This window comes from Vibrio pomeroyi (assembly GCA_041879425.1).
In the GTDB taxonomy this organism is placed as follows: Bacteria; Pseudomonadota; Gammaproteobacteria; order Enterobacterales; family Vibrionaceae; genus Vibrio; species Vibrio pomeroyi_A.
This window is the reverse complement of record CP090854.1, coordinates 634,298-656,998: the sequence shown is the minus strand read 5'-3', so window position 1 is coordinate 656,998 and position 22,701 is coordinate 634,298. Positions and strand designations below refer to the sequence as shown.

19 protein-coding genes, 2 tRNA genes and 1 pseudogene are annotated in these 22,701 nt (G+C 43.6%); 10 read left to right on the top strand and 12 right to left on the bottom strand.

Annotation, left to right across the window (positions count from 1 at the left end):
* Positions 1–281 precede the first annotated feature (281 nt).
* Entirely contained in the window at positions 282–1,187 is a 906-nt protein-coding gene (locus tag L0992_02955; protein ID XGB67675.1) for a hydrogen peroxide-inducible genes activator, read from the bottom strand.
* Positions 1,188–1,397: 210 nt separating this feature from the next.
* Between L0992_02955 and L0992_02950 the strand changes: the two genes are divergently transcribed.
* The 5 genes and pseudogenes from L0992_02950 to L0992_02930 all read left to right on the top strand — a co-directional run bounded on the left by L0992_02950 (position 1,398) and on the right by L0992_02930 (position 5,369).
* Positions 1,398–2,006: a peroxiredoxin C gene (locus L0992_02950; protein ID XGB67674.1), complete on the top strand. Its 609-nt coding sequence runs from the start codon at positions 1,398–1,400 to the stop codon at positions 2,004–2,006.
* Between the two features lie 315 nt (positions 2,007–2,321).
* Complete coding sequence (locus L0992_02945) at positions 2,322–3,065, top strand: copper homeostasis protein CutC (protein ID XGB67673.1); 744 nt, start codon at positions 2,322–2,324, stop codon at positions 3,063–3,065.
* Positions 3,066–3,165: 100 nt separating this feature from the next.
* Positions 3,166–4,099 (top strand): annotated as a pseudogene (locus L0992_02940) (LysR family transcriptional regulator).
* Between the two features lie 129 nt (positions 4,100–4,228).
* Positions 4,229–4,780 (top strand): porin family protein, encoded by a 552-nt coding sequence (locus L0992_02935; protein ID XGB67672.1) that lies wholly within the window; start codon positions 4,229–4,231, stop codon positions 4,778–4,780.
* Positions 4,781–4,877: 97 nt separating this feature from the next.
* On the top strand, positions 4,878–5,369 hold the full coding sequence (locus tag L0992_02930) for a hypothetical protein (GenBank protein XGB67671.1): 492 nt from the start codon (positions 4,878–4,880) through the stop codon (positions 5,367–5,369).
* Positions 5,370–5,395: 26 nt separating this feature from the next.
* On the opposite strand, the gene phoU is transcribed toward L0992_02930, so the two are convergent.
* The 4 genes from phoU to L0992_02910 form a co-directional block, all read right to left on the bottom strand.
* The gene (gene phoU, locus L0992_02925) at positions 5,396–6,094 is read right to left on the bottom strand and encodes a phosphate signaling complex protein PhoU (protein XGB67670.1); all 699 of its coding nucleotides are present in this window, start codon (positions 6,092–6,094) and stop codon (positions 5,396–5,398) included.
* Positions 6,095–6,169: 75 nt separating this feature from the next.
* Positions 6,170–6,988, bottom strand: coding sequence for a phosphate ABC transporter ATP-binding protein PstB (gene pstB / locus L0992_02920; protein ID XGB67669.1), 819 nt, complete (start codon positions 6,986–6,988; stop codon positions 6,170–6,172).
* A 1-nt stretch (position 6,989) separates the two neighbouring features.
* Positions 6,990–8,684 (bottom strand): phosphate ABC transporter permease PstA, encoded by a 1,695-nt coding sequence (gene pstA, locus L0992_02915; protein ID XGB67668.1) that lies wholly within the window; start codon positions 8,682–8,684, stop codon positions 6,990–6,992.
* A gap of 44 nt (positions 8,685–8,728) precedes the next feature.
* A complete protein-coding gene (locus tag L0992_02910; protein ID XGB67667.1) occupies positions 8,729–10,957 on the bottom strand; it encodes an ABC transporter permease subunit in 2,229 nt (742 codons plus the stop codon).
* A 203-nt stretch (positions 10,958–11,160) separates the two neighbouring features.
* Here L0992_02910 and ppk1 point away from each other — a divergent pair, with 203 nt between their 5' ends.
* Positions 11,161–13,260 carry a polyphosphate kinase 1 gene (gene ppk1, locus L0992_02905; GenBank protein ID XGB67666.1) on the top strand — a complete coding sequence of 700 codons (2,100 nt, stop codon included), beginning with the start codon at positions 11,161–11,163 and terminating at the stop codon, positions 13,258–13,260.
* 112 nt (positions 13,261–13,372) lie between these two features.
* Positions 13,373–14,830 (top strand): exopolyphosphatase, encoded by a 1,458-nt coding sequence (locus tag L0992_02900; GenBank protein ID XGB68678.1) that lies wholly within the window; start codon positions 13,373–13,375, stop codon positions 14,828–14,830.
* 15 nt (positions 14,831–14,845) lie between these two features.
* Here the strand turns inward: L0992_02900 and L0992_02895 are convergent, their stop codons facing one another.
* Genes L0992_02895 through phoB form a run of 3 tightly spaced genes read right to left on the bottom strand, consistent with a single transcriptional unit; the run spans position 14,846 to position 17,841 of the window.
* Entirely contained in the window at positions 14,846–15,802 is a 957-nt protein-coding gene (locus L0992_02895) for a phosphate ABC transporter substrate-binding protein PstS family protein (protein XGB68677.1), read from the bottom strand.
* 17 nt (positions 15,803–15,819) lie between these two features.
* Positions 15,820–17,118 carry a phosphate regulon sensor histidine kinase PhoR gene (phoR, locus tag L0992_02890; GenBank protein ID XGB67665.1) on the bottom strand — a complete coding sequence of 433 codons (1,299 nt, stop codon included), beginning with the start codon at positions 17,116–17,118 and terminating at the stop codon, positions 15,820–15,822.
* A 33-nt stretch (positions 17,119–17,151) separates the two neighbouring features.
* Entirely contained in the window at positions 17,152–17,841 is a 690-nt protein-coding gene (gene phoB, locus L0992_02885) for a phosphate regulon transcriptional regulator PhoB (GenBank protein XGB67664.1), read from the bottom strand.
* A 194-nt stretch (positions 17,842–18,035) separates the two neighbouring features.
* Between phoB and rdgC the strand changes: the two genes are divergently transcribed.
* From rdgC to L0992_02870, 3 genes are all read left to right on the top strand, one after another.
* Positions 18,036–18,950, top strand: a complete 915-nt coding sequence (gene rdgC / locus L0992_02880) for a recombination-associated protein RdgC (protein XGB67663.1) — start codon at positions 18,036–18,038, stop codon at positions 18,948–18,950.
* A gap of 206 nt (positions 18,951–19,156) precedes the next feature.
* On the top strand, positions 19,157–20,560 hold the full coding sequence (gene yegQ / locus L0992_02875) for a tRNA 5-hydroxyuridine modification protein YegQ (protein XGB67662.1): 1,404 nt from the start codon (positions 19,157–19,159) through the stop codon (positions 20,558–20,560).
* 28 nt (positions 20,561–20,588) lie between these two features.
* Positions 20,589–20,843: a YfhL family 4Fe-4S dicluster ferredoxin gene (locus L0992_02870; protein ID XGB67661.1), complete on the top strand. Its 255-nt coding sequence runs from the start codon at positions 20,589–20,591 to the stop codon at positions 20,841–20,843.
* 40 nt (positions 20,844–20,883) lie between these two features.
* Here L0992_02870 and L0992_02865 read toward each other — a convergent pair whose 3' ends face one another.
* The 4 genes from L0992_02865 to L0992_02850 all read right to left on the bottom strand — a co-directional run bounded on the left by L0992_02865 (position 20,884) and on the right by L0992_02850 (position 22,682).
* Positions 20,884–21,192: a hypothetical protein gene (locus L0992_02865; protein XGB67660.1), complete on the bottom strand. Its 309-nt coding sequence runs from the start codon at positions 21,190–21,192 to the stop codon at positions 20,884–20,886.
* Positions 21,193–21,466: 274 nt separating this feature from the next.
* Positions 21,467–22,306, bottom strand: a complete 840-nt coding sequence (gene mepA / locus L0992_02860; GenBank protein ID XGB68676.1) for a penicillin-insensitive murein endopeptidase — start codon at positions 22,304–22,306, stop codon at positions 21,467–21,469.
* 188 nt (positions 22,307–22,494) lie between these two features.
* Positions 22,495–22,571, bottom strand: a tRNA-Trp gene (locus L0992_02855).
* Positions 22,572–22,605: 34 nt separating this feature from the next.
* Positions 22,606–22,682: transfer RNA gene (locus L0992_02850), tRNA-Asp, on the bottom strand.
* Between the last annotated feature and the right edge of the window lie 19 nt (positions 22,683–22,701).

Here is a 22,701-nt window from a genome sequence, read left to right as displayed (position 1 = left end):
TAATGAATAAAAACATCATTAAATACTATAGGTTATATAACCCCATAAGGAAAAGAATAGATGCAATAAAAAATCAGATTGTCTAGTAGATTATTTAAACTTTATAGTTTATTTATGTTATTTTTCATAGGTATGACCCTAATAATATCAGGGGGAATTCTTTAATTCCTTTAGCTACCGAATTAGTAAAAACTATAATTATATTATTTAAATAGTTAAGTACGAACCTTACCCTGCCACTATGCAAGGTAAGGTTGAATACATAAAATGACGACAGTCTTTTAAAGCAATTCAGACACCACATCCGCTAACTGATGAAATGTCTCGAGACGCGAAGAGCTCGGGCGCCATACTAGGCCAATGTCTCGGTATGCCTGCTGACCTGGGGGATCAATCACCACTAGGTTTTGATTTTCCAACAAACCATGATCAATCGCCATTTGCGGAATAAAAGTGGTCCCCAAACCGTTCGCGACCATTTGCACCAATGTGTGCAAGCTAGTTGCTGTGAACGGATTTATCTTCTCTTTGTCGGTTAGCTTACAAGCTGATACCGCATGCTCAGTTAAGCAGTGTTCATTTTCTAGTAGGAATACAGACTCGTCTGGCAGATCGTCATATTTAATTGGGACACGAATACCGTCAGCTTGATTGCGACTGATCACCATTCTAAAAGGATCTTGCCCAACCACTTTGCTCTCCATGTTGTCGATATCAACAGGCAGAGCCAGAATCAATACATCTAACTCACCATGGCGCAGTGCTGCGAGTAAGTTCGTTGTAGTGTCTTCGCGCAACAGCAGATTTAGCTGAGGAAAGCGTTGGTTGGCTTCTTGTACCAAATCACACAAAAGAAATGGCGCAATGGTTGGGATACATCCAACTCTTAGCTGACCTTGCATCGCATCGCCATTACATAAGTTTCCGAGTTCAACCAAGTCCTGCCCTTTCGCCAATAACTCTCGACCATGCTTCACCACCAACTCTCCTGCTTGAGTGAAAACAAGTGGGCTCTTTTTATCTTTCTTCTCATATAGAGGGCAACCGATCAGCTCTTCTAGGTTTTGGATACCTTTACTTAGCGTCGATTGGCTAACGAAACAGCGATCAGCGGCGTCGCTAAAGTGGCGTGTTTCGTGAAGAGTAACAAGATAGTGAAGTTGCTTAAGACTTGGCCATTTATTCATGAAATTACTTTGTAATATGAGTAGGATAAGTTACACGAAGGTCCTAAGACCTGAGAAAAGGACAAAGAATAAGCTTATCGCTTTTTTCGATGAACTTAATCTATTTAATTCGCTTTTTTCTATAGTACCGATTGTACTATAGTTTGTCGCGTAGAAACGGAGCCCAAACAAAGATGTGTTGGGCCAACTAATTTTTTAGGAGATTCCAAAATGGTACTAGTAGGTCGTCAAGCCCCTGACTTTACTGCAGCAGCTGTTCTAGGTAACGGTGAGATCGTTGATAACTTCAACTTCGCAGAATTCACTAAAGGTAAGAAAGCGGTTGTTTTCTTCTACCCACTAGACTTCACTTTCGTTTGTCCTTCAGAGCTAATCGCTTTCGACAACCGTCTTGAAGATTTCCAAGCTAAAGGCGTTGAAGTAATCGGTGTTTCTATCGATTCTCAATTCTCTCACAACGCATGGCGTAACACTGCTATCGCTGACGGCGGTATCGGTCAAGTTAAATACCCACTAGTTGCTGACGTTAAGCACGAAATCTGTAAAGCATACGATGTTGAGCACCCAGAAGCAGGCGTTGCTTTCCGTGGTTCTTTCCTAATCGACGCTGACGGTCTTGTACGTCACCAAGTAGTTAACGATCTTCCACTAGGTCGTAACATCGACGAAATGCTACGCATGGTAGACGCACTAAACTTCCACGAGAAGAACGGTGAAGTTTGTCCTGCACAATGGGAAGAAGGTAAATCAGGTATGGACGCATCTCCAAAAGGTGTTGCAGCATTCCTATCTGAGCACGCTGACGACCTAAGCAAGTAATTACCTCTTAAGCCCGCCTCAACACGGGTTAATGGTTGGATGAATCTCTTTAAAGAGAAATAAAGCATAAGCTAACAGCGCAAAGCGCACCGCCAATCAGTTAAGAAGTAAAGTCTTATTCAAAGCCCGAAGTTAACGCTTCGGGCTTTTTGCATCTATTGCTTCAACAATGATTTATTCCTTGCTCATGTCCACAATCAATAGGGGTAACCGCAAAGCGAAACTTTACCTCTATTTTCCTCTATCGCTACCTATTCAGAATCGTCTCAAGATTGCTATGATTTCCTCAGTCTCAATTTGAACGAGTAAAATATCATGAACATCGAAATTGAAGTTTGTATCGATAACCTAGAATCCCTTCACAATGCCCTAGCTGGCGGAGCTAATCGTATTGAGCTGTGCTCTTCACTAGCACTTGGTGGATTAACCCCTAGCTTCGGTATGATGAAACAAGTTGCTCGCATCTCGACGGTTCCCGTGTATGCAATGATTCGCCCAAGACAAGGCGACTTCATCTTCGATAATGACGACGTGATGAGCATGCTTGATGATATCCAAGCTGCTTCCGATGCTGGTTTAGATGGTGTGGTATTAGGTGTACTTACCGCTCAAGGTGAAATAGACATGGCTGCGATGAAAGCACTAACCTCAAAAGCCCACCAGCTAAAACTTGGCGTGACCTTTCACCGCGCTATCGACCAACTTAAGGATTACCAAACAGCTCTAGAACAAATTATCGAGCTTGGTTGTGAACGAGTGTTAACGTCAGGATTAGCAAGTAATGCCGAGCTAGGAAAAGACATTCTCAAGGAAATGGTTACGCTCACTCAAGGCCGATTGGATATCATGGCAGGGGCCGGTGTTACCGCTGACAATGGTCATGAAATTCTTAAGCATGCCAAAGTTCAGGCTTTGCACCTGTCTGCAAAGTCAACAAGGCCGAGTCTAATGACACAAGCTTCAAAAGCTCAGATGGGACACGATGACGTGGACGACTACTTAATTCCGGTCACCAGTAGTCAAAAGATTAAAGAACTCAGAGCGACCCTCGATAAGTAGAGAGTCTCCGAGATCTGACTAAACACCTACACAACGTGGCTAGTAAAAGCTTAGAAGTCACGTATATTAATAAACACGATATAGCGACCCATGGAATGTTATGGCTAAGGATCTATTCAGCTCTCTCGACTTAAACTTGTTACGTACTTTTCTAATTGTTTACCAAGAGAAAAACACCAGAAAGGCAGCGGAGCGTTTATTCGTTTCTCAACCAGCAGTGAGCCAAGCCTTACAAAAACTACGTCATCACTTTAACGATGATCTATTTGTAAAAGTACATGGTGGGTTGCAAGCAACTGCGTTCAGTGAACAGCTATCAAATAACATTACGCCATATTTTGACGGGCTATCTATCGCAATCAATCAATCAATCTAGTGTTTTTACTCCTTCTGAAATCGATCATGTCCTAAAAATAGCGCTATCACCCGTCGTTATGGCTTGCCTTTCTGGCACATTATTTAAAGAAATCAAACGACAAGCACCAAAAGCTACGCTGCAACTAGTGAGTTGGAGCCATAATACAGCGGAAGAAATACAAAAAGGAACGGTGCAAATAGGTGTTAATTATCAGCTACCGAACACGAGCAAAGAGATTTATAACCAAAAGTTAATTGATCTAACAGGCCGAATCTTTGTAAGAAAAGATCACCCGATAAAGCAGTCAACCATCACTCCTCAAGACATGAGTGGTTATGAGATTGCCTCTTTAATATCCCCCGGTTGGAACGATAATTTTAGTTACGCCTCTCGTATGCTAGACAAGTACTCAATCAAACACTCGATTGGATTTCGCTCAGAGCTGATTATGGCCTTGATCGATGCTCTTCAGCATACCGATATGTATATGCCACACTCCAATCTATTTCCAATCGAAAACTATCCGTCATTAAAAGCGATTGACGTTTTGATCGAGGGTGAACCTTATAAGTACCCTATTTTCAGCCACATCCATGTTAAAAACAGAAACAACTTAATGCACAAGTGGTTATTTTCAATTATCCAACAAGCCTTGCTTGAGCAGTCTGATAAGTGAAGCTTATTGACTCTATAAGCTCATCTATTTAGCAGGTAAATAAAACACTGTTTAATCTTAGCTCTATCAAAACGGACACTGAAGTACGAAGGATCGTGCAGTTAAAGTTAACCCAAAATAGAGACTAATATGAAAATTGCACTTACTACCCTAATTTCAGCTTCACTACTTTCTGTTCCTGCTCTTGCAAGCAGCTTTGAAAGCCAATACCGTGTGGGTATTGGTTACAACAAAACCCAAGTAGCTGACTGGCTAACCGATGACACTGTTGATTGGGGTAACGGTATCAAACTTGAATACGGTTACGAATTTAACCGTATCGTCGGTATCAACGTTTCTTACGCCACTAATAGTGATGATGAAAACGTCGAAGGTATAAAAATCGACATCGATGGTTATAAATTTCAAGTTGACGCAGATATCGGTTATAAATTTGAACTAGATGGCTTCTCATTGAAACCTTATGGTGTTCTTGGCCTAGCACGTCAAAGCGAAGATAATTCTATTAGCTTTTTAGGTGACAAGCTGACGCAATCATACAACGATACTAGCTTCGTTGTAGGTCTAGGTGGCCGAGCTGAATTCGGACAACACCTATACACTGACATGCGTTTTGAATTCGCAAGTTACGACGACGCAGATTACGACACATTCTCATGGACTGTCGGTTACCGCTTCTAAAAAATTGAAAAGCCAGCATCTACGCTGGCTTTTTTACGATCAATTAAAAAAATAAACATTAGCAAGCCACGGACGGCTATATGCTCTAGGTATTGTTATGAAGATAAAAACTCCCCTGCTTTTGTTAACCCTTCTTTCAACATCAGTTTCAGCAAGTGGGCTACACCTATCCCCAGAACTAAAAATCGGGGCCTATCATGGCTTTGGTATTCAAGTAGGAATCACCGAGGTTGCTGACCTTGGGGCGATCTATTTAAGCTATTCAGATATTTGGTATGAAAGCGACCGTTATGATGAAACGGTAAACTCATATCGTATTGGCATCCAAAATATGTTTGGTTCAAAGCAGATACATGGATTTCAAGCTGAGATTGGCTTCGCTGATTATGATGGTGAGAAGACACGCTCAGGTGTCACTGAAAGGAAAACGGCAACAGGCTTAAGTTTAGGTGGTGCTTACGTGTATCAAGCTAATTCAGTATTGGCCTTGAGAGCCGGAGCGGACTTAAATATTTTTGATCACAATAAGACTTTCGTACCTTATAACACCACCATCAACCTCAACCTAGGGGCAATCATACGCTTCTAGATTGATTAGATTTTAAGATAGGACAACTATCGTAAAACGTCATCTAGGCTTTGCTCTCCTAGGTGACGAACATCTTTGCCTTTTACAAAGTAGATGATGTATTCACAAATATTCTGACAACGATCCCCTACACGCTCAATAGCTCTTGCAGACCACATCACTTGTAAGATGTTAGGAATGTTCTTCGGGTCTTCCATCATATAAGTCATTAACTGGCGAATCACAGCTTCGTATTCAGCATCAAGCTTGTCATCGAGTTTATGCACTTCGGCTGCCGCATCTACATCCATTCGTGCAAAAGCATCCAAAACTTGATGAAGCATAGTGATTGCTTGTCGACACAGTGGTTCTAGAGACACATGGAATTTTTGTTCTTTAGTCGAAGGGATTTCGATGGCACCTTGCGCTATTTTAGAAGCAACATCGCCAATACGTTCAAGGTCAGTAATGGTCTTGATGATCGCCATAATCAAACGCAGGTCTTTCGCTGTAGGCTGACGCTTGGCAATGATTCGCGTACATGCTTCATCAATCGACACTTCCATCGCATTTACTTTATGGTCGTCACGAATGACTTTTTTGGCCAATTCCACATCATCTTTGTGAAGCGCTTGCATCGCAAAAGAAAGCTGCTGCTCCACTAACCCGCCCATAGTAAGTACATGAGTACGGATAGACTCTAATTCAACATTGAATTGTCCTGAGATATGGCGACCAAAATGCATGTCAGCTCCTTAATAGAAATGAATTAAGCCGTTTACATAAGAGTGGCTCAGCTCTATATGGCGCGAACAGTAACGTTAGCCATATCTACCAGTAATGTAGTCTTCCGTTTGATTTTTCAATGGTGACGTGAATATTGAATCCGTATCTGAGTACTCGATCAATTTTCCCATATGAATAAACGCAGTATGGTCACTCACACGAGCGGCCTGTTGCATGTTATGGGTCACGATCACTACGGTGTATTGCGTTTTTAGATCGTTGATCAGCTCTTCAATCGTCAGAGTCGAAATCGGATCCAAGGCTGATGTCGGCTCATCTAGCAAAAGCACTTCCGGCTCAATTGCCACCGCACGAGCGATGACCAAACGCTGTTGCTGACCGCCCGATAAACCAAAAGCATTTTCATGTAAGCGATCTTTTACTTCATCCCAAAGCGCCGCGGCACGTAATGAGCGCTCTACAGCATCATCTAAATCGCGACTATTGCTCACGCCTTGTAGCCTCAGCCCATAAACGACATTTTCATAAATTGATTTAGGAAAAGGGTTCGGGCGTTGGAATACCATCCCAACACGACGTCGTAACGTCGCGACATCAACTTTCGGATGATAAACATTATTGCCGTACAACTTCACCTTGCCTGAGACTCTACAACCTTCGACAAGATCGTTCATACGATTAATACAGCGAAGCAGTGTCGACTTCCCGCAACCAGAAGGACCGATAAAAGCCGTCACTTGCCCTTTAGGTATCGTCATCGAGATATCATCAAGCGCCTGAGCTTCTTTATAGTATAGGTTCAGCCCCTCAATCGAGATGGCTGTTTGCTCTTCGGTTAGGTTGTGCACATCTAAAGGTGCTTGATAACCCAAGGTTTCATTAATTGAGAACATCTTAATCTTGTCCTAAGGTTCGGTACTTTTCACGCAGGTTATTTCGAATGTTAATTGCAGTTAGGTTCAACCCAACAATCACGGTAACCAGCAAAAATGACGTTGCGTAAACTAGCGGTCTTGCTGCTTCTATGTTTGATGTTTGGAAACCCACATCATAGATGTGAAAACCTAAATGCATAAATTTTCTGTCGAGATGCACATATGGGAACTGCGCATCGACAGGTAAGCTCGACGCTAGTTTCACTACGCCCACCAGCATTAATGGTGCCACTTCTCCCGCAGCACGGGCCACAGCTAAAATAAGCCCGGTAATAATCGCAGGGCTCGCCATGGGTAAAACGATTCGCCACAAGGTTTCAGATTGGGTTGCGCCCAAAGCCAGAGAACCGTGTCTCACAGAGCTCGGGATTCGAGTTAAGCCCTCTTCGGCGGTCACAATCACGACAGGCAATGTTAACACAGCCAGCGTTAATGCCGACCACAACAGACCCGGCGTACCAAACGTCGGAGCTGGTAAGCGCTCCGCGTAGAATAATGAGTCTATCGAGCCACCAATGGTGTAAACAAAAAAGCCTAAGCCAAATACACCATAAACGATGGATGGCACACCCGCTAAGTTTATGACTGCTATGCGAATCAAGCGAGTTAGAGCGTTATTTTTTGCGTATTCGTGTAGATAAATCGCGGCAATGACACCAAGTGGCATCACGACGATCGACATGATAAGCACTAAGAGTACCGTACCGAAAATGGCAGGGAATACGCCACCTTCAGAGTTGGACTCTCTAGGATTTTCAGATAAGAACTTCCAAACCTGTTCACACCAATGCAGCACTTTCTCTGGATAAGTCATCTGATTAGGGAACCAGAAATCTAAGATCTCACTCAGTGGAATCTCGACAACTTTGCCTGTCATATCTTCAACAATCAGAGCATCAAGATTGAGTTGCTGCCTAAGAGAATCAAGTTGATACTCTCCAGAAGCTAACTCTCGACCTAAAGCCAAACGTTTAGACTCCAGCTCTTGTCGCTCTTGTTCCGATAAGTTGTCATTGAGCTCTTTTTTACGCTTTTCTAAACGTAATTGTTCCAAAGACCAACTAGTCGTTCGAACCGTTTGGTTTACGATCTTTTGAATTTCATCACGTAACGTATCGGCGTGAGTTAAACCTTTAACTAATTCTTTCTCGATATTATCGGTGAGAACACCGTCTGCACTCCTAAAACCAACCGGTTTTCCGAAGAAGTAACCACCACGGCTACGTTCGATCACAGCCCACTCTTTTGGTGTCGTCGGTTCTTTCAGGTTCACCTCAAGAATTGACACAAAGTCCGCAGGATACAATTCACGGTTAGCGATCTTGATACTCAGACGTCGAACTAACCCTTTATCGATGATCTCTTGTGGTAGCTTCTTATCTTGTACATTCGACAGTTGTTCAACCGGAATATATTTGCGTTCGTAAAGTTGACCAATTAAACGGTTCTTCGCCATCTCTTGATGTTGAAATGGAACATTGGCAAGACTTTCTGTTTCATTCACTTGCCACTGATAAAGAGGCGCAGGCCAGAAGTAGGTCAACCCTTTCCAACCAATAAACAAGATCAGGCCAAGTACCGACAGCATACTAATACTAACGGCACCACCAGTTAGCCATATCCAAGGAGATCCCGACTTAATCCACTTAAACATGAAGAGGCTCTCTTACTGGTTGCGATTGAAGATTCAGATAAAAATTATAAAGCACGGTATTTATCTCGCAGCCTTTGTCTTACCCATTCCGCAATCGAGTTCACGGCGAAGGTAAAGACGAATAGAAGTAACGCAGCTAAGAACAATAATCTAAAGTGAGGACTGCCAACCTCGGATTCAGGAAGCTCAACGGCAATCGTAGCAGAGAGCGTTCGCATCCCCTCAAGAATATTCCAGTCCATGATAGGCGTATTACCGGTCGCCATTAACACGATCATAGTCTCACCAACTGCTCTACCCAAGCCCATCATAATTGCTGAGAAAATACCGGGGCTCGCAGTAAGCAGAACAACGTAGATCAGAGTTTGCCAAGGCGTGGCGCCTAGTGCCAAAGAACCGTCCGACAGGTGTTTAGGCACTGAGAAAATAGCATCTTCTGCGATAGTAAAAATGGTCGGGATAACCGCGAAGCCCATCGCGAAACCAATCACGAGCGCGTTACGCTGATCAAAATCGATTCCGTGGTGATTTAAGAAGAGTTTGATATCACCAGCAAACAGTAGTGATTCAATTTTCGCACCAAAGTTAAGCACGACCACTGTCGTCACAATCAACACAGGAACCAGAATAAGTGCGTGCCAGCCATTAGGGAAACGGCTCACCCAATCATGTGGTAAGCAATACCATATTAAGCCAACAACTAGAGTACTAAGAGGCAGCACCAACAACAAAGACACAATGGCGGTTAAATGCGTTTCCACGATAGGAGCAAACCATAAGCCCGCGATAAATCCGATGATAACGGTCGGCAATGCTTCCATTAATTCAATCGAAGGTTTTACCACTCGACGCATCTTAGGTGTCATAAAGTAAGCGGTATAAATGGCACCAAGTACCGCAATAGGCACGGCGAACATCATTGCAAACAACGCCGCTTTAAGCGTACCAAAAGTCAAAGGCACTAAGCTGAACTTACCTTCAAAATCATCATTCGCAGAAGTGGATTGCCACACATACTGAGGCTCTGGGTAGCTCTCGTACCACACCTTCTTCCATAACGATGAAAACGATATTTCAGGATATGGGTTATCGACCAATGCAAGACTAATAACGCCATCACTCAGCGTTGCGAGATGAAGTTCATTGGCAGACATAGCTGCGATTTGTGGTGACTTCTTATAAGCTTTCTCAAACAGAGATAACTTTTCACTGGTCGTGTAATGGCTTTGAATCGTGCCATTCTTATAGAAGCTGTAAAAGCCTTTTCGGTAGGTATCAGGCAGTAAGAACTGAACCTCAGAAGGCAGTTTAAAATCACGGATATGAGTTAGGCTACGCTGCTCATTACTCAATACATCAAACCATTGAGATACTCGCCCATCAAAATGACTCACGAGCAGAGAATAAGCACCAGACAACAAGTCAATGTTCTTAACGGCATGCTGCTCATCACCTAAACTTAAATCGATCACTTCTCGAACCGAGAACTTGTTCGCTTCCGTAGTTAGAACCGTAAGGTCAGAGGCGTTTCGAAGATACAGAGTTTGCCCGTTAGGTGTCATTAAAAGCTGGTCTTGCTGACCAAACTCTTGAGATAACCATTGAGAGTTAATCTCTGAGTATTCACCTGTTAGCGACGCTTGATACCATTTCACCAAAATGCGTTTATCGGATAACTGAGCCACCAGCGTCAGATGATTATTGTCAGTCGCAAATGTTAGCTTCTCAATGCTCAAGCCATCACTCAACACAATGCCATCTAAAAAATCAAATGGTTGGCTTTTGGGTTGAAGGTAATTAATGCGAGGGCTAGCTGCTTGCCCTTTTACGGCAAGAGGCTTTGAAAATTCAGGTTGAAACAACTGAACTTGGCCTTGGCGGTTAGCAAAGGCAAACCAATTGTCTGCAGGTGTGCTTCGAGCAAACGCGACCGAATCTTGAATAATGGATTCAGAAAAGTACGGCGTAGATTGGGAGTTATCGAGAGTCCAATAATCGACAGAACCATCGCGGTCGATCACTAACGCATGTTGGCCATACTCATCGATCGTCATTGCGATCGGATCTTGCACGATCACCGGTTGGACTTTTTGATCGGTCTCTAAACTTGAGTCAGCGAAGATCGGAAGAATGACCATCGCCAGGTAAATAAAGATCAAAACAAGTGCCGCCAGCACGCTCACACCGCCCAATGTCACTGCAAAACGCATAAGACGGTCTTTCAACCATCTTTTCTTATCTCGTTTTTTCAATGAAAGTTCGGCTGCGGCCATCTGTCTATCTACCTTTTTTGAGCTAATATCATAATATTTCGTTTACATGACAATTATATTACAACTCACATTAAACAACTGAAAATAATAGTAAGTTTTATTGAAACTGTAGAGTGAAATAATAACGTAACAAAAACAGCATACTCTGCTCATTTTTTACAATTTGAGTACTCTCACACTCTTTAAGATGTCTAGGATTGATTATGAACGCTGAAAAGCTCTATATAGAAAAAGAACTCAGTTGGCTCTCTTTTAACGAAAGAGTCTTACAGGAATCAGCGGACAAAACAGTACCTTTGATCGAAAGAGTACGCTTTCTCGGGATCTTTTCTAACAACCTAGACGAGTTTTACAAGGTTCGATTCTCGGATGTGAAACGTCGTATTTTGATCAATCAAGAGCGTGGGATCAATGACAACTCAAAGCATCTGCTCACTAAGATGCAAAACAAGGCGTTTAAGTTAAACCAACGTTTTGATGAACTCTACAATGAGCTCATTCTAGAGATGGCAAGACGACGTATTTTCCTGGTTAACGAGACACAACTGAATGACACTCAAAAGAAATGGGTAAAGAAATACTTTAAGAAAGAAGTGCTTCCTCACATCACGCCCCTTTTAATGAACGACGAAATGAATGTGCTTCAGTTCTTAAAAGATGAGTATGCCTATCTGACTGTCGAGCTTCAAAAAGAGCAGCAATCCAAATACGCCGTCATTGAGATACCGACCGATCACCTTCCGCGCTTTGTCATGGTTCCAGAGCAGAAAGGAAAACGCCGCAAGACCATCATCTTACTTGATAACATTATCCGATACTGCATCGATGATCTATTTAAAGGCTTTTTCGAATACGACCAACTCAACTGCCACGCGATGAAAATGACTCGTGATGCTGAATACGACCTTAGCCACGAAGTCGAACACAGCTTGCTAGAACAGATGTCTGAAGGTGTGGCTCAAAGGCTCAGTGCCCTGCCTGTACGTTTTGTTTATGAACACACGATGCCACAAAATATGCTGGATTTCTTGTGTGGAAAGTTAGGCATATCTAACTACGACAACCTGATTCCTGGTGGTCGTTACCATAATTTTAAAGATTTCATCGGTTTCCCGAACGTAGGTCGTGAATACTTAGAAAACAAACCTTTACCACCAATGTCATGTGCAGACTTTGATGGGTTTGATAACAGCTTTGATGCAATCAAGAATCAAGACATCTTGCTGTACTATCCATATCATACCTTTGATCACATGACAGAGTTGGTTCGTCAGGCTTCATTTGATCCGAAAGTCATCAGTATCAAGATCAACATCTATCGCGTAGCGAAAAACTCACGATTAATGAATTCATTGATCGATGCCGTTCACAATGGCAAAAACGTAACAGTAGTAGTTGAACTTCAAGCTCGGTTCGACGAAGAAGCCAATATTGAATGGTCAAAGATCCTAACTGAAGCTGGTGTTCAGGTAATCTTTGGCGCTCCGGGTCTAAAAATACACTCTAAGTTACTTCTAATCAGCCGCCGTGAAGGTGAGGAAATCACTCGCTATGCGCATATAGGCACAGGTAACTTCCACGAAAATACTGCAAGAATCTACACAGACTTCTCGCTGCTCACCGCCGATCAAGAACTGACAAACGAGGTGCGTAATGTCTTTGGGTATATTGAGAACCCTTACCGCCCTGTAAAATTTGACCACTTAATTGTGTCGCCACGCAATTCACGTAAGAAGCTTTATCGTCTTATCGATACAGAAATTGCCAATGCTAAAGCGGGTAGAAAAGCGCAGATCACCTTAAAAGTGAACAACTTGGTTGATAAAGGGCTTATCAATAAGCTTTATGGTGCGAGTAATGCAGGTGTAAAAATTCGTATGATCATCCGAGGTATGTGCTCGCTAGTTCCGGGAGTAGAAGGCGTTAGTGAGAACATTGAAATCATCAGTATCATCGACCGATTCCTAGAGCACCCACGCGTTTTGATTACACACAACGATGGTGACCCAAAAGTCTTCATCTCATCGGCAGACTGGATGACGCGAAACATCGATCACCGCATTGAAGTCGCGTCGCCAATCCGTGATGAACGTTTGAAACAACGCATCATCGACATTGTAAATATTCATTTTACCGATACAGTTAAGGCAAGGTGGATAGATAAAGAGATGAGCAACGCTTACGTCCCTCGTGGTAACCGTAAAAAACGCCGCTCTCAAGTCGCCATCTATGATTACCTCAAACAGGTAGAGAAACAGACTCGAAAAGCTAGGGAACAACAATCTCACGATGAGCCAAGCTAAAAACACCAAGGCCAATACGCCAGAAGATTCCAACAATACCGCCTCACTTGAGGCGGTATCTCCACCTATCAAACACGTTGCTGCCATCGATTTGGGCTCTAATAGCTTTCACATGGTTGTGGCAAAAGTGATTGGGCAAGAATTGCAACTTGTCAGCCGACACAAACAAAGAGTCAGATTAGGCTCAGGCCTCGATGACCAATCAAACCTCAACAATGCAGCCATCGAGCGTGGTTTAGAGTGCCTCGCTATGTTTGCCGAGCGCTTACAAGGCTTTGAAGTCGAAAACGTTCGTATTGCAGCCACCCACACTCTCCGCCAAGCAAACAACGCTCATATTTTTATCCAGCGTGCACGTGAGGTGCTTCCTTTTCCTATCGAAGTGATCCCCGGCGAAGAAGAAGCGCGACTTATCTATTTAGGCGTTGCTCACACACAACCCGAGTCAGATTCGAAATTAGTTGTGGATATTGGTGGTGGTAGTACCGAGTTGATTATCGGCAAAGGGTTTGAGGCGAAGCTCGTCAACAGTAAACAGATGGGCTGCGTGAGCTTTACACAGCGATATTTCTCGAATGGAAAACTCTCTCGCAAGAACTTCTCCAGGGCCATCATTGCGGCTCAACAACGTCTAGAACCTCTTGCCGCTAAATACAAAAAGAAAGGCTGGGATGCTGCTCTTGGCTCCTCAGGAACCATCAAAGCAATCAAAGAAGTCTTGGTCGGAATGGGCTATGAAGATGCCATTATTACCGAAAAGCGATTAGGCCATTTAATTGATGTCTTGTGCGAACACTACACTATTGAAGAGATAAAACTCAAAGGATTGACTGAAGAGCGCCAGCCTGTCTTTGCTGGCGGAGTAGCTATCCTCACTGCGATATTCATGGCTCTTTCAGTAAAAGATATGCACTTTTCAGACGGTGCACTTCGTGAAGGATTGCTCTATGAGATGGAAGATCGCTTTCAGCGTTCAGACATTCGTATGCGAACCACTGAGAACCTCGCGACCAAACACTCCGTTGATTTCGACCACGCGACTCGCGTAAAAGAGCAGGCAAGCGAGTTCTTACATCAGATATGCGATGAACTGTGCATTAAGAAAAAAAGTCAGCTGTTTGAACTGCTTGAATGGAGTGCTCTATTACACGAGGTCGGACTGAGTATCAGCTTCTCAGGCTTCCATAAGCATTCTGCGTATCTTCTGCAGCATACCAATATGCCAGGCTTTAATAGCGAGCAACAGATGGTTATGTCGATTTTAGCTCGCTTCCAACGTAAAGCGCTCAAGCTTCAAGACATGCCTGAACTGAATTTGTTTAAGAGCAAGCACTTAATCAGTTTGATTCGTATATTACGTCTATCAATTATTCTTAATGGTCAACGTAACGATTCTCCACGCCTAAAAACACGCATTGAAGTCATCGAGAAAGATCATTGGAAGGTTTGTGGTGCCGATAATGATTGGCTTGATGAAAATAAACTATTGGCAGCGGACTTACTCGCAGAGCAGGACCTGTGGAACAATGCTGAATGGCAACTAAGCTTCGATGAAAATCAAAAAGCTTAATTGCCAATCGGGAGATTAAAGCCCTACTTTTGCGAGTTCTTGTTTGGCGTATTCATGAGGAATAGAAACGTAGCCGTCTTTTTCAACCAACTCTTGACCTTGTTTAGAAAAGATAAAGGTTAGGAACTCTTGTTCTACCGGGGAAAGCGGCTTGTTTGGGTGTTTGTTCACGTAAACGTACAAGAAGCGTGAAAGCGGGTAGGCACCACTTAGGATGTTTTCTCTTGTGGCATGTACATATTGATCACCCGCCTTAACCACAGGAACCTGTCTCACACCTGCAACACGATAACCAATGCCTGTGTATCCAATGCCGCTGATCGACAAGGCAACAGATTGAACAACAGAGGCTGAACCCGGCTGCTCATTGACTCGATTCTTGAAATCACCGCCACACAAAGCATTCTGCTTAAAGTAACCATAAGTACCGGATACGGAGTTTCGACCAAACAGTTGGAAACGATGTTTTGCCCAAGGTTGCTTGATACCTAGCTCTTGCCAACTCTCGATATTTTTAACACCGCCACAGCGCAGCGTTTCAGAAAAGATGCCATCTATCTGACGAAAGTTGAGCCCTTTGATCGGGTTATCTTTGTGTACAAACACACCAATCGCATCAATCGCGACTCTAAGCGCAGTAGGCTTGTAGCCATGTTCCCTTTCGAATGCCTCAATCTCACGTAAACGCATTGGTCGGCTCATTGGCCCCAAATGAGCAGTCCCCTCGGTAAGGGCTGGAGGCGCAGTCGCAGAGCCGGAAGCCTGCACCTGAGCATTCACATTCGGGTAGTAAGATTTAAACTCTTCAACCCACAATGTCGTCATACCCGCCAAGGTATCGGAACCTACCGATAGCAAGCTGCCAGAAATCCCCGGCACCTTAGAATAATCAGGAAGTGATTCGACAGTCAGCTCAGCATGAACCGGAGAAGCTAAAGCACAAGCTAACAACGAACTGATGGGTAAACGCATCCTACGTATTAAAGCAATCATGAAACGGTCAATCGGTTTGGTAACGTGAAATGGAAACGACTGCCGACACCTAGCTCACTCTGGATTTCCAAGTGGGAATCATGGTGAGTCAAAGCATGCTTAACGATAGCCAATCCGAGGCCACTACCACCAGTATCACGTGAGCGCGCCTTATCAACACGATAGAATCGCTCTGTAAGTCGATGCAAGTGTTGGGGCTCGATACCGTCTCCAGTGTCAGAGACGTCCAAACAGGCACCTTGGCTTGTTTGATACCAGCGAACTCTAACGGTAGCGCCCGGTGGTGTGTATTTGACTGCATTGTAAACCAGATTCGATATCGCACTTCGCAACTGATCTTCATCAGCTAATACGCGTAGACTCTTATCAATATCAAACTCAAGCTTGTGTTCACGATCGCCACTTAAACTCGCGGCTTCTTTCTCAAGAACCTCAAGCATAGCGGGAACGTTCACCACTTCATCCAACTCGTGCATTGGCGCTGCTTCAATTTTCGAAAGCGTGAGCAACTGATTAACCAGACTGTTCATTCGATTGAGCTGCTCTGTCATGACACCATGCGCCTTGGTCCACATTGGGCCAACGATCATGTCTGGGTCTTCCGTCATTTCAAGGTAGCCTTGAAGTACGGTCATTGGAGTTCGTAGCTCATGGGATACGTTAGCGAAGAAGTTACGACGCATGCCTTCTAGCTGCTTAAGCTGAGTGACATCACGCACCACCATCAGGTGTTCACCCTCTGTATACGGCACAATACGCAGCTCAAGCATACGCTCCACATTCAATGGAGAAGGCATCTCTAATGGTTCAGAGAAGTCTTGCTTATTGAGGTACTTAATGAAATCTGGAGTGCGAATCAGGTTCGAGATCGGTTGTCCTGAATCATCTGGCCAACGAAAACCCAGTAAATACTGAGCAAGCTTGTTACACCAAACGATATTGCCTTCACCGCGAAATACCACAACGGCATCGGGAAGCGATTCTGCACCGTTACGGAAACGGCGGATAAGGTTAGTCAGTTCTTTACGTTTGCGACGCTGTCTCTGCTGCATACGATAAATACCGTTGAACAGAGATTCCCAGTTTCCTGAACCTGAAGGTGGTGTTAGACGCTTCTCATCCCACAACCATGCAGATAAACGCATTTGATTGTGTAGATGCCAGCCGAGCTGCAATACCGTAGCAGCCAGCAGTAACCAAGGTAAGTAACCGAATATCCATCCGACTAAAACCCATGGTGCGTAAAAAAAAGCCAGCTCCCAAGCCAGCTTTTTCCAGGTTAACTTTTCAACCATTCAGGACTCCGTAAACTGTGCAGCGAAGCCACATTAAGCCTTTGTAGAAAAACGGTAGCCCGCGCCGCGAACCGTTTGGATTAGCTTATCGTGACCTGCAGATTCTAACGCTTTACGTAGGCGTCGAATATGTACATCAACGGTGCGGTCTTCAACGTAAACGTTGGTACCCCAAACGTTGTTAAGCAGCTGCTCTCGGCTATATACACGCTCTTGATGCGTCATAAAGAAGTGCAGCATTTTGAATTCTGTTGGTCCCATATCTACTGGACCTTCACTCGCGGTAACACGGTGTGATACAGGGTCTAGTTTAAGACCTTGAACATCAATCACATCTTCCAATGCGGTTGGTGTTACACGACGAATAACCGCTTTCAGGCGAGCTACTAACTCTTTTGGCGAAAATGGTTTGGTAATGTAGTCGTCAGCGCCAACTTCTAAACCGCGAACCTTATCTTCTTCTTCACCACGAGCCGTCAGCATCACCACTGGGATGTTGCGAGTTAACTCTTCACGCTTCATGTGCTTGATAAAGTTTATCCCGCTACCACCAGGTAGCATCCAATCTAGTAATACTAGATCTGGGAAAGGTTCACATAGCTTGTTTACCGCTGTATCGTAATCTTCAGCCTCTACTGCTTGGTAGCCTTTTTGTTCAAGTACAAAACACAGCATCTCACGAATAGGTGCTTCATCTTCAACGACCAGAATCCTTCTCGACATAATTGAATAGCCTTTGTATTTAATCAACGCATTGCATTATCTGAGTTAATTATGACACTTTTGTGACCTTTGAAAACAAATTTTCATATAACTGTCTCAAACGTTTCACTTTACAACTTTTGATACAGAGCTAAGGACAAATCGAATTAGATCTCATATCATGAAGCACTTCTAAAAAGGTATGAGAAAAATTTATGTGGTTTAAAAATTGCCTAGTCTATCGCTTCAACCGTGATATTGATTTCAACGCAGATCAGCTAGAGAAACAACTTGAAGAATTCCGCTTTACTCCTTGTGGTAGCCAAGACAAACAGAAGTTTGGTTGGGTACATGCAATGGGTAGACACGGCGATATGATGACGCACGTATCAGAAAACCGCATTCTAATCTGTGCAAAGAAAGAAGAGAAAATGCTACCTGCTTCTGTGATCAAAGAATCACTGAACGCAAAAGTAGAAACACTTGAGGCTGAATCTGGCACTCCTCTGAAAAAGAAAGAGAAAGACAGCCTAAAAGAAGACATCATCATTGACCTGCTTCCTCGTGCATTCAGCCGCAGTAACTTCACTTACGCGCTGATCATGCCAAAAGAAGGTTTCATCGTGGTTGATGCTAGCAGCTACAAAAAAGCGGAAGACGTATTGGCATTACTACGTAAAACAATGGGTAGTCTACCAGTCGTGCCAGCTATTCCAGAGCAAGCGATTGAAACGACTCTAACCGAGTGGGTTAAATCAGGTGATACGCCTCAAGGTATCACAATGCTTGATGAAGCTGAGCTAAAATCAATCCAAGAAGACGGCGGTATTGTTCGAGTTAAGAAACAAGAACTAGAAGCGGACGAGATTAAGAACCACATCGAAGCCAACAAGATGGTGACGAAGCTCCTTATCAACTGGCAAGATCGTATTGAATTCATTCTGGCAGAAGACGGCAGCATCAAGCGCCTAAAATTCAGTGATGAACTCAAAGATGAAAACGACGATATCCCGCGTGAAGATCAAGCAGCACGCTTTGATGCTGACTTCTCACTTCTATGTGGCGAGTTCAGTGTTTTCCTCCCGAACTTATTCGAATCACTTGGCGGGTTAACTCAACCAAACGCTTAATCTGTGATTTTAAAAGCTCAGATGTCGATGGTATCTGAGCTTATTTCCTACCAAACTCCTGCTTATATTTATCTCTCTGCCCTCTTCTTAATGTCATTGCTATCTTTAGGGCTATCAACCAAACTCGTTTTAGCGTAAAATTTGCGCCCCTTTGATATCACTTGGTGGTATCAACCTGACTTGAGATCAGATTAGAGAACGAAGCAATGACTACACAAAAACCATTTGTACCTGAACTATTATCACCGGCAGGAAGCCTTAAAAACATGCGTTACGCATTCGCCTACGGCGCAGATGCAGTTTACGCAGGCCAGCCACGTTACAGCCTTCGTGTTCGTAACAACGAGTTCAATCACGAAAACCTACAAATCGGTATCGATGAAGCTCATGCTCAAGGCAAAAAGTTATATGTTGTATGTAACATTCAGCCACACAACTCTAAATTAAAAACATTCATTCGCGACCTTAAACCAGTTGTCGATATGGGCCCTGATGCTCTTATCATGTCAGATCCTGGTCTTATCATGATGGTTCGTGAAGCATTTCCTGAGATGCCAATCCACCTTTCTGTTCAAGCAAACGCAGTAAACTGGGCGACCGTTAAGTTCTGGTCAACTCAAGGCGTTGAGCGTGTGATTCTATCTCGTGAGCTATCTCTTGAAGAGATCGAAGAGATTCGCGAACACTGTCCTGAAACAGAACTAGAGATCTTTGTTCACGGTGCTCTATGCATGGCGTACTCTGGTCGTTGTCTACTTTCGGGCTACATGAACAAGCGCGATCCAAACCAAGGTACTTGCACTAACGCTTGTCGTTGGGAATACAAAACCGAAGCGGCGAAAGAAGACGAGAACGGTCAGATCGTTGAAGCGAACCCTACAGGTGTTGAGATTCAAGATGTAGAGGTTCAAGACGAACGTCCAGACAACACATTAGGTCTTGGTAAACCAACAGACGAAGTGGTTCTACTTTCTGAATCACACAAGCCTGAAGAGAAAATGGCAGCGTTTGAAGATGAGCATGGTACTTACATCATGAACTCAAAAGATCTTCGTGCAATCCAACACGTTGAACGCCTAACGAAGATGGGTGTTCACTCTCTGAAGATTGAAGGTCGTACTAAGTCTTTCTACTACTGTGCACGTACAGCTCAGGTTTATCGTAAAGCTATCGATGACGCTGTAGCAGGCAAGCCATTCGATGAAAGCCTAATGGGTACACTAGAGAGCCTAGCTCACCGTGGTTACACTGAAGGTTTCCTACGCCGTCACACTCATGATACATACCAGAACTACGAGTACGGTTACTCTATCTCTGATACTCAACAATTTGTTGGTGAATTCACAGGTAAGCGCCGTGGCGATCTAGCGGAAGTAGAAGTGAAGAACAAGTTCCTAGTAGGCGATAGCTTAGAAATGATGACACCGAAAGGTAACGTTGTTTTCACACTAGAGATGATGGAAAACCGTAAGTCTGAAGCCGTTGAAGACGCAAAAGGCAACGGTCACTTTGTATTTATCCCAGTACCAGCTGATCTAGACTTAGAGTACGGCTTGTTGATGCGTAACTTGAGCGAAGGCCAAGATACACGCAACGCATCTGGTAAGTAACTTTACTTAGAAAACCGAGAAGTAAGCAATGGCTCTGTTAATCACTGACAAATGCATAAACTGCGATATGTGTGACCCTGAATGCCCAAACGGCGCAATCACTATGGGTGACAGCATCTTCGAAATCGACCCAGATTTATGTACTGAATGTAAAGGTCACTATGAGAAGCCAACGTGTCAGACTGTATGCCCAATTACCAAGTGCATCATCACTGACCCAAACCATATTGAAACGGATGACGAGTTGCTAGAGAAGTTTGTCATCATTCAAGGCTTGACCTAAAAGAGAAAAGGTTCAACTTACTGTAAGTTGAACCTTTTTTTTATCCTGATTTTTCTATTGGATAAATATTGCAGAAAAGCTCTTTTTCAAATTGATATTCGAGTCGCTCTCGCCAGTTGATTGCTTGAGCTATAGGAACGAGATAAAAGTTTTCCCTGCTGGTATCAGTCACAAACGCCATTCCATGCTGCATCAACTCATAATGAACATCATTTACAAAACTTGGGTCTAGTCGTTGTCTGCCCGTCAATTGGTTGATGTCATCTCTTGAAATAGAAATACCCGAGTTTTCTGTACTGAACCTATGTCTTAACCATTCTGAAAATTCCTTTGCACAAATCATAGTCATAGTCTTATCCTTGAATTATCTATCGACGGGTATCAGACTCTGATTTCGCATACTGCACATAAGCCGCATCTTTCACCCCAAAAACACTCCATCCCTGACCAAACCTTGTCAAATTCGTCACTGTTCTTGCTGTTGTCGTTATTGGTTTTGTTAATATCAAACGATGTTCTTAATCTCGTGTTTATAAACTCTAGACAAAAGTGTGACATTTCTCAACTTTCAGAGACGGGAAAGCCAGTGGCATTACCACTGTAATTAACCTCGATAGATGCGATTACTTATTGGATATCAAGGCTAAACACTGACTTGGCATCACTTTAACTTTCTTCTTTTTCTTACTTTTTGCGACTTTTTTAGGAGGAGGTACAGGTATGGTTTTCGGAGCCCAACTCGCAAGTTCTTCTCCACAACTATCACCTTTTGGAGGGCTAGCTTGAGCAATGCAGTTCGTACTCCCTTCAGGGCACTTCAAGCGAACATGAAAATGAGAATGATGTCCCCACCAAGGTCTGATTTTTCCGAGCCAAGCTCTATCACCTGCATCAGGGGTTTCTCGGTCACAAAGAGCTTGCTTAATCACGGGATGAACAAAAATACGCACTACTTTTTCATCTTTCGCGGCATAGCGGATCACTTGAAAATGATCATCTGTCCAATTTGATTTGCGCAGCTTGTAATTAGTAAGATCAACGACACTAACAGGCTTAGGGACGGCAAGTTCGTTCACTGAAAGCCTCTTACTTGTCAGTCTTAACCATATATCGATATCTAGCCCTGTTTGATGACTTGAATGACCAGACGAAAAGCGCCCACCACGGGGCAAAGAAATATCTCCTACCAGTAAGTTGGTATCGAGTTGCTCACTTGTAGTTATGCCTAGCCTTTCAATGAACTGAATGGCCTCTGTATGACCATAATAACGCCCTCTCTGGGGACGAATAATCTGATAGCCGACCCCATCGATTGGCAAGGCCTGTGCGCCATCAAGGCAACCGTTGGCATAGCTTCCTATTGATGAGGTTAAGTTTACCGTGGGGGTCTTCTCTTTCTCCCAAGTCGTTGCCGATACGAAAAAAGAACAAAAAGCCCCAAATAATACACAAAATAACCTCATAGCAATTCCAAGTGAACGATGCATATTATTTATACTAGTCGTCATTAGAGAATAGTTGACGATTATTGGTAAATTTTCGGGAATAAACAAAGAGGTATTTGAGATGGAAGAATCTGAAAGGGGGTTGTGAAGTATTTCCGACGCCAGAAAGTAAAAAGGCTCTAGTCTTTCGACTAGAGCCTTAAATATGGCAGGGGTGGAGAGATTCGAACTCCCAACACGCGGATTTGGAATCCGCTGCTCTGCCAATTGGAGCTACACCCCTATTTCAGTTTTAAAGAGCTGAAACTCTGAATAAGTGGCGGAGTGGACGGGACTCGAACCCGCGACCCCCGGCGTGACAGGCCGGTATTCTAACCAACTGAACTACCACTCCGCAGTGGACTACTTGTCGT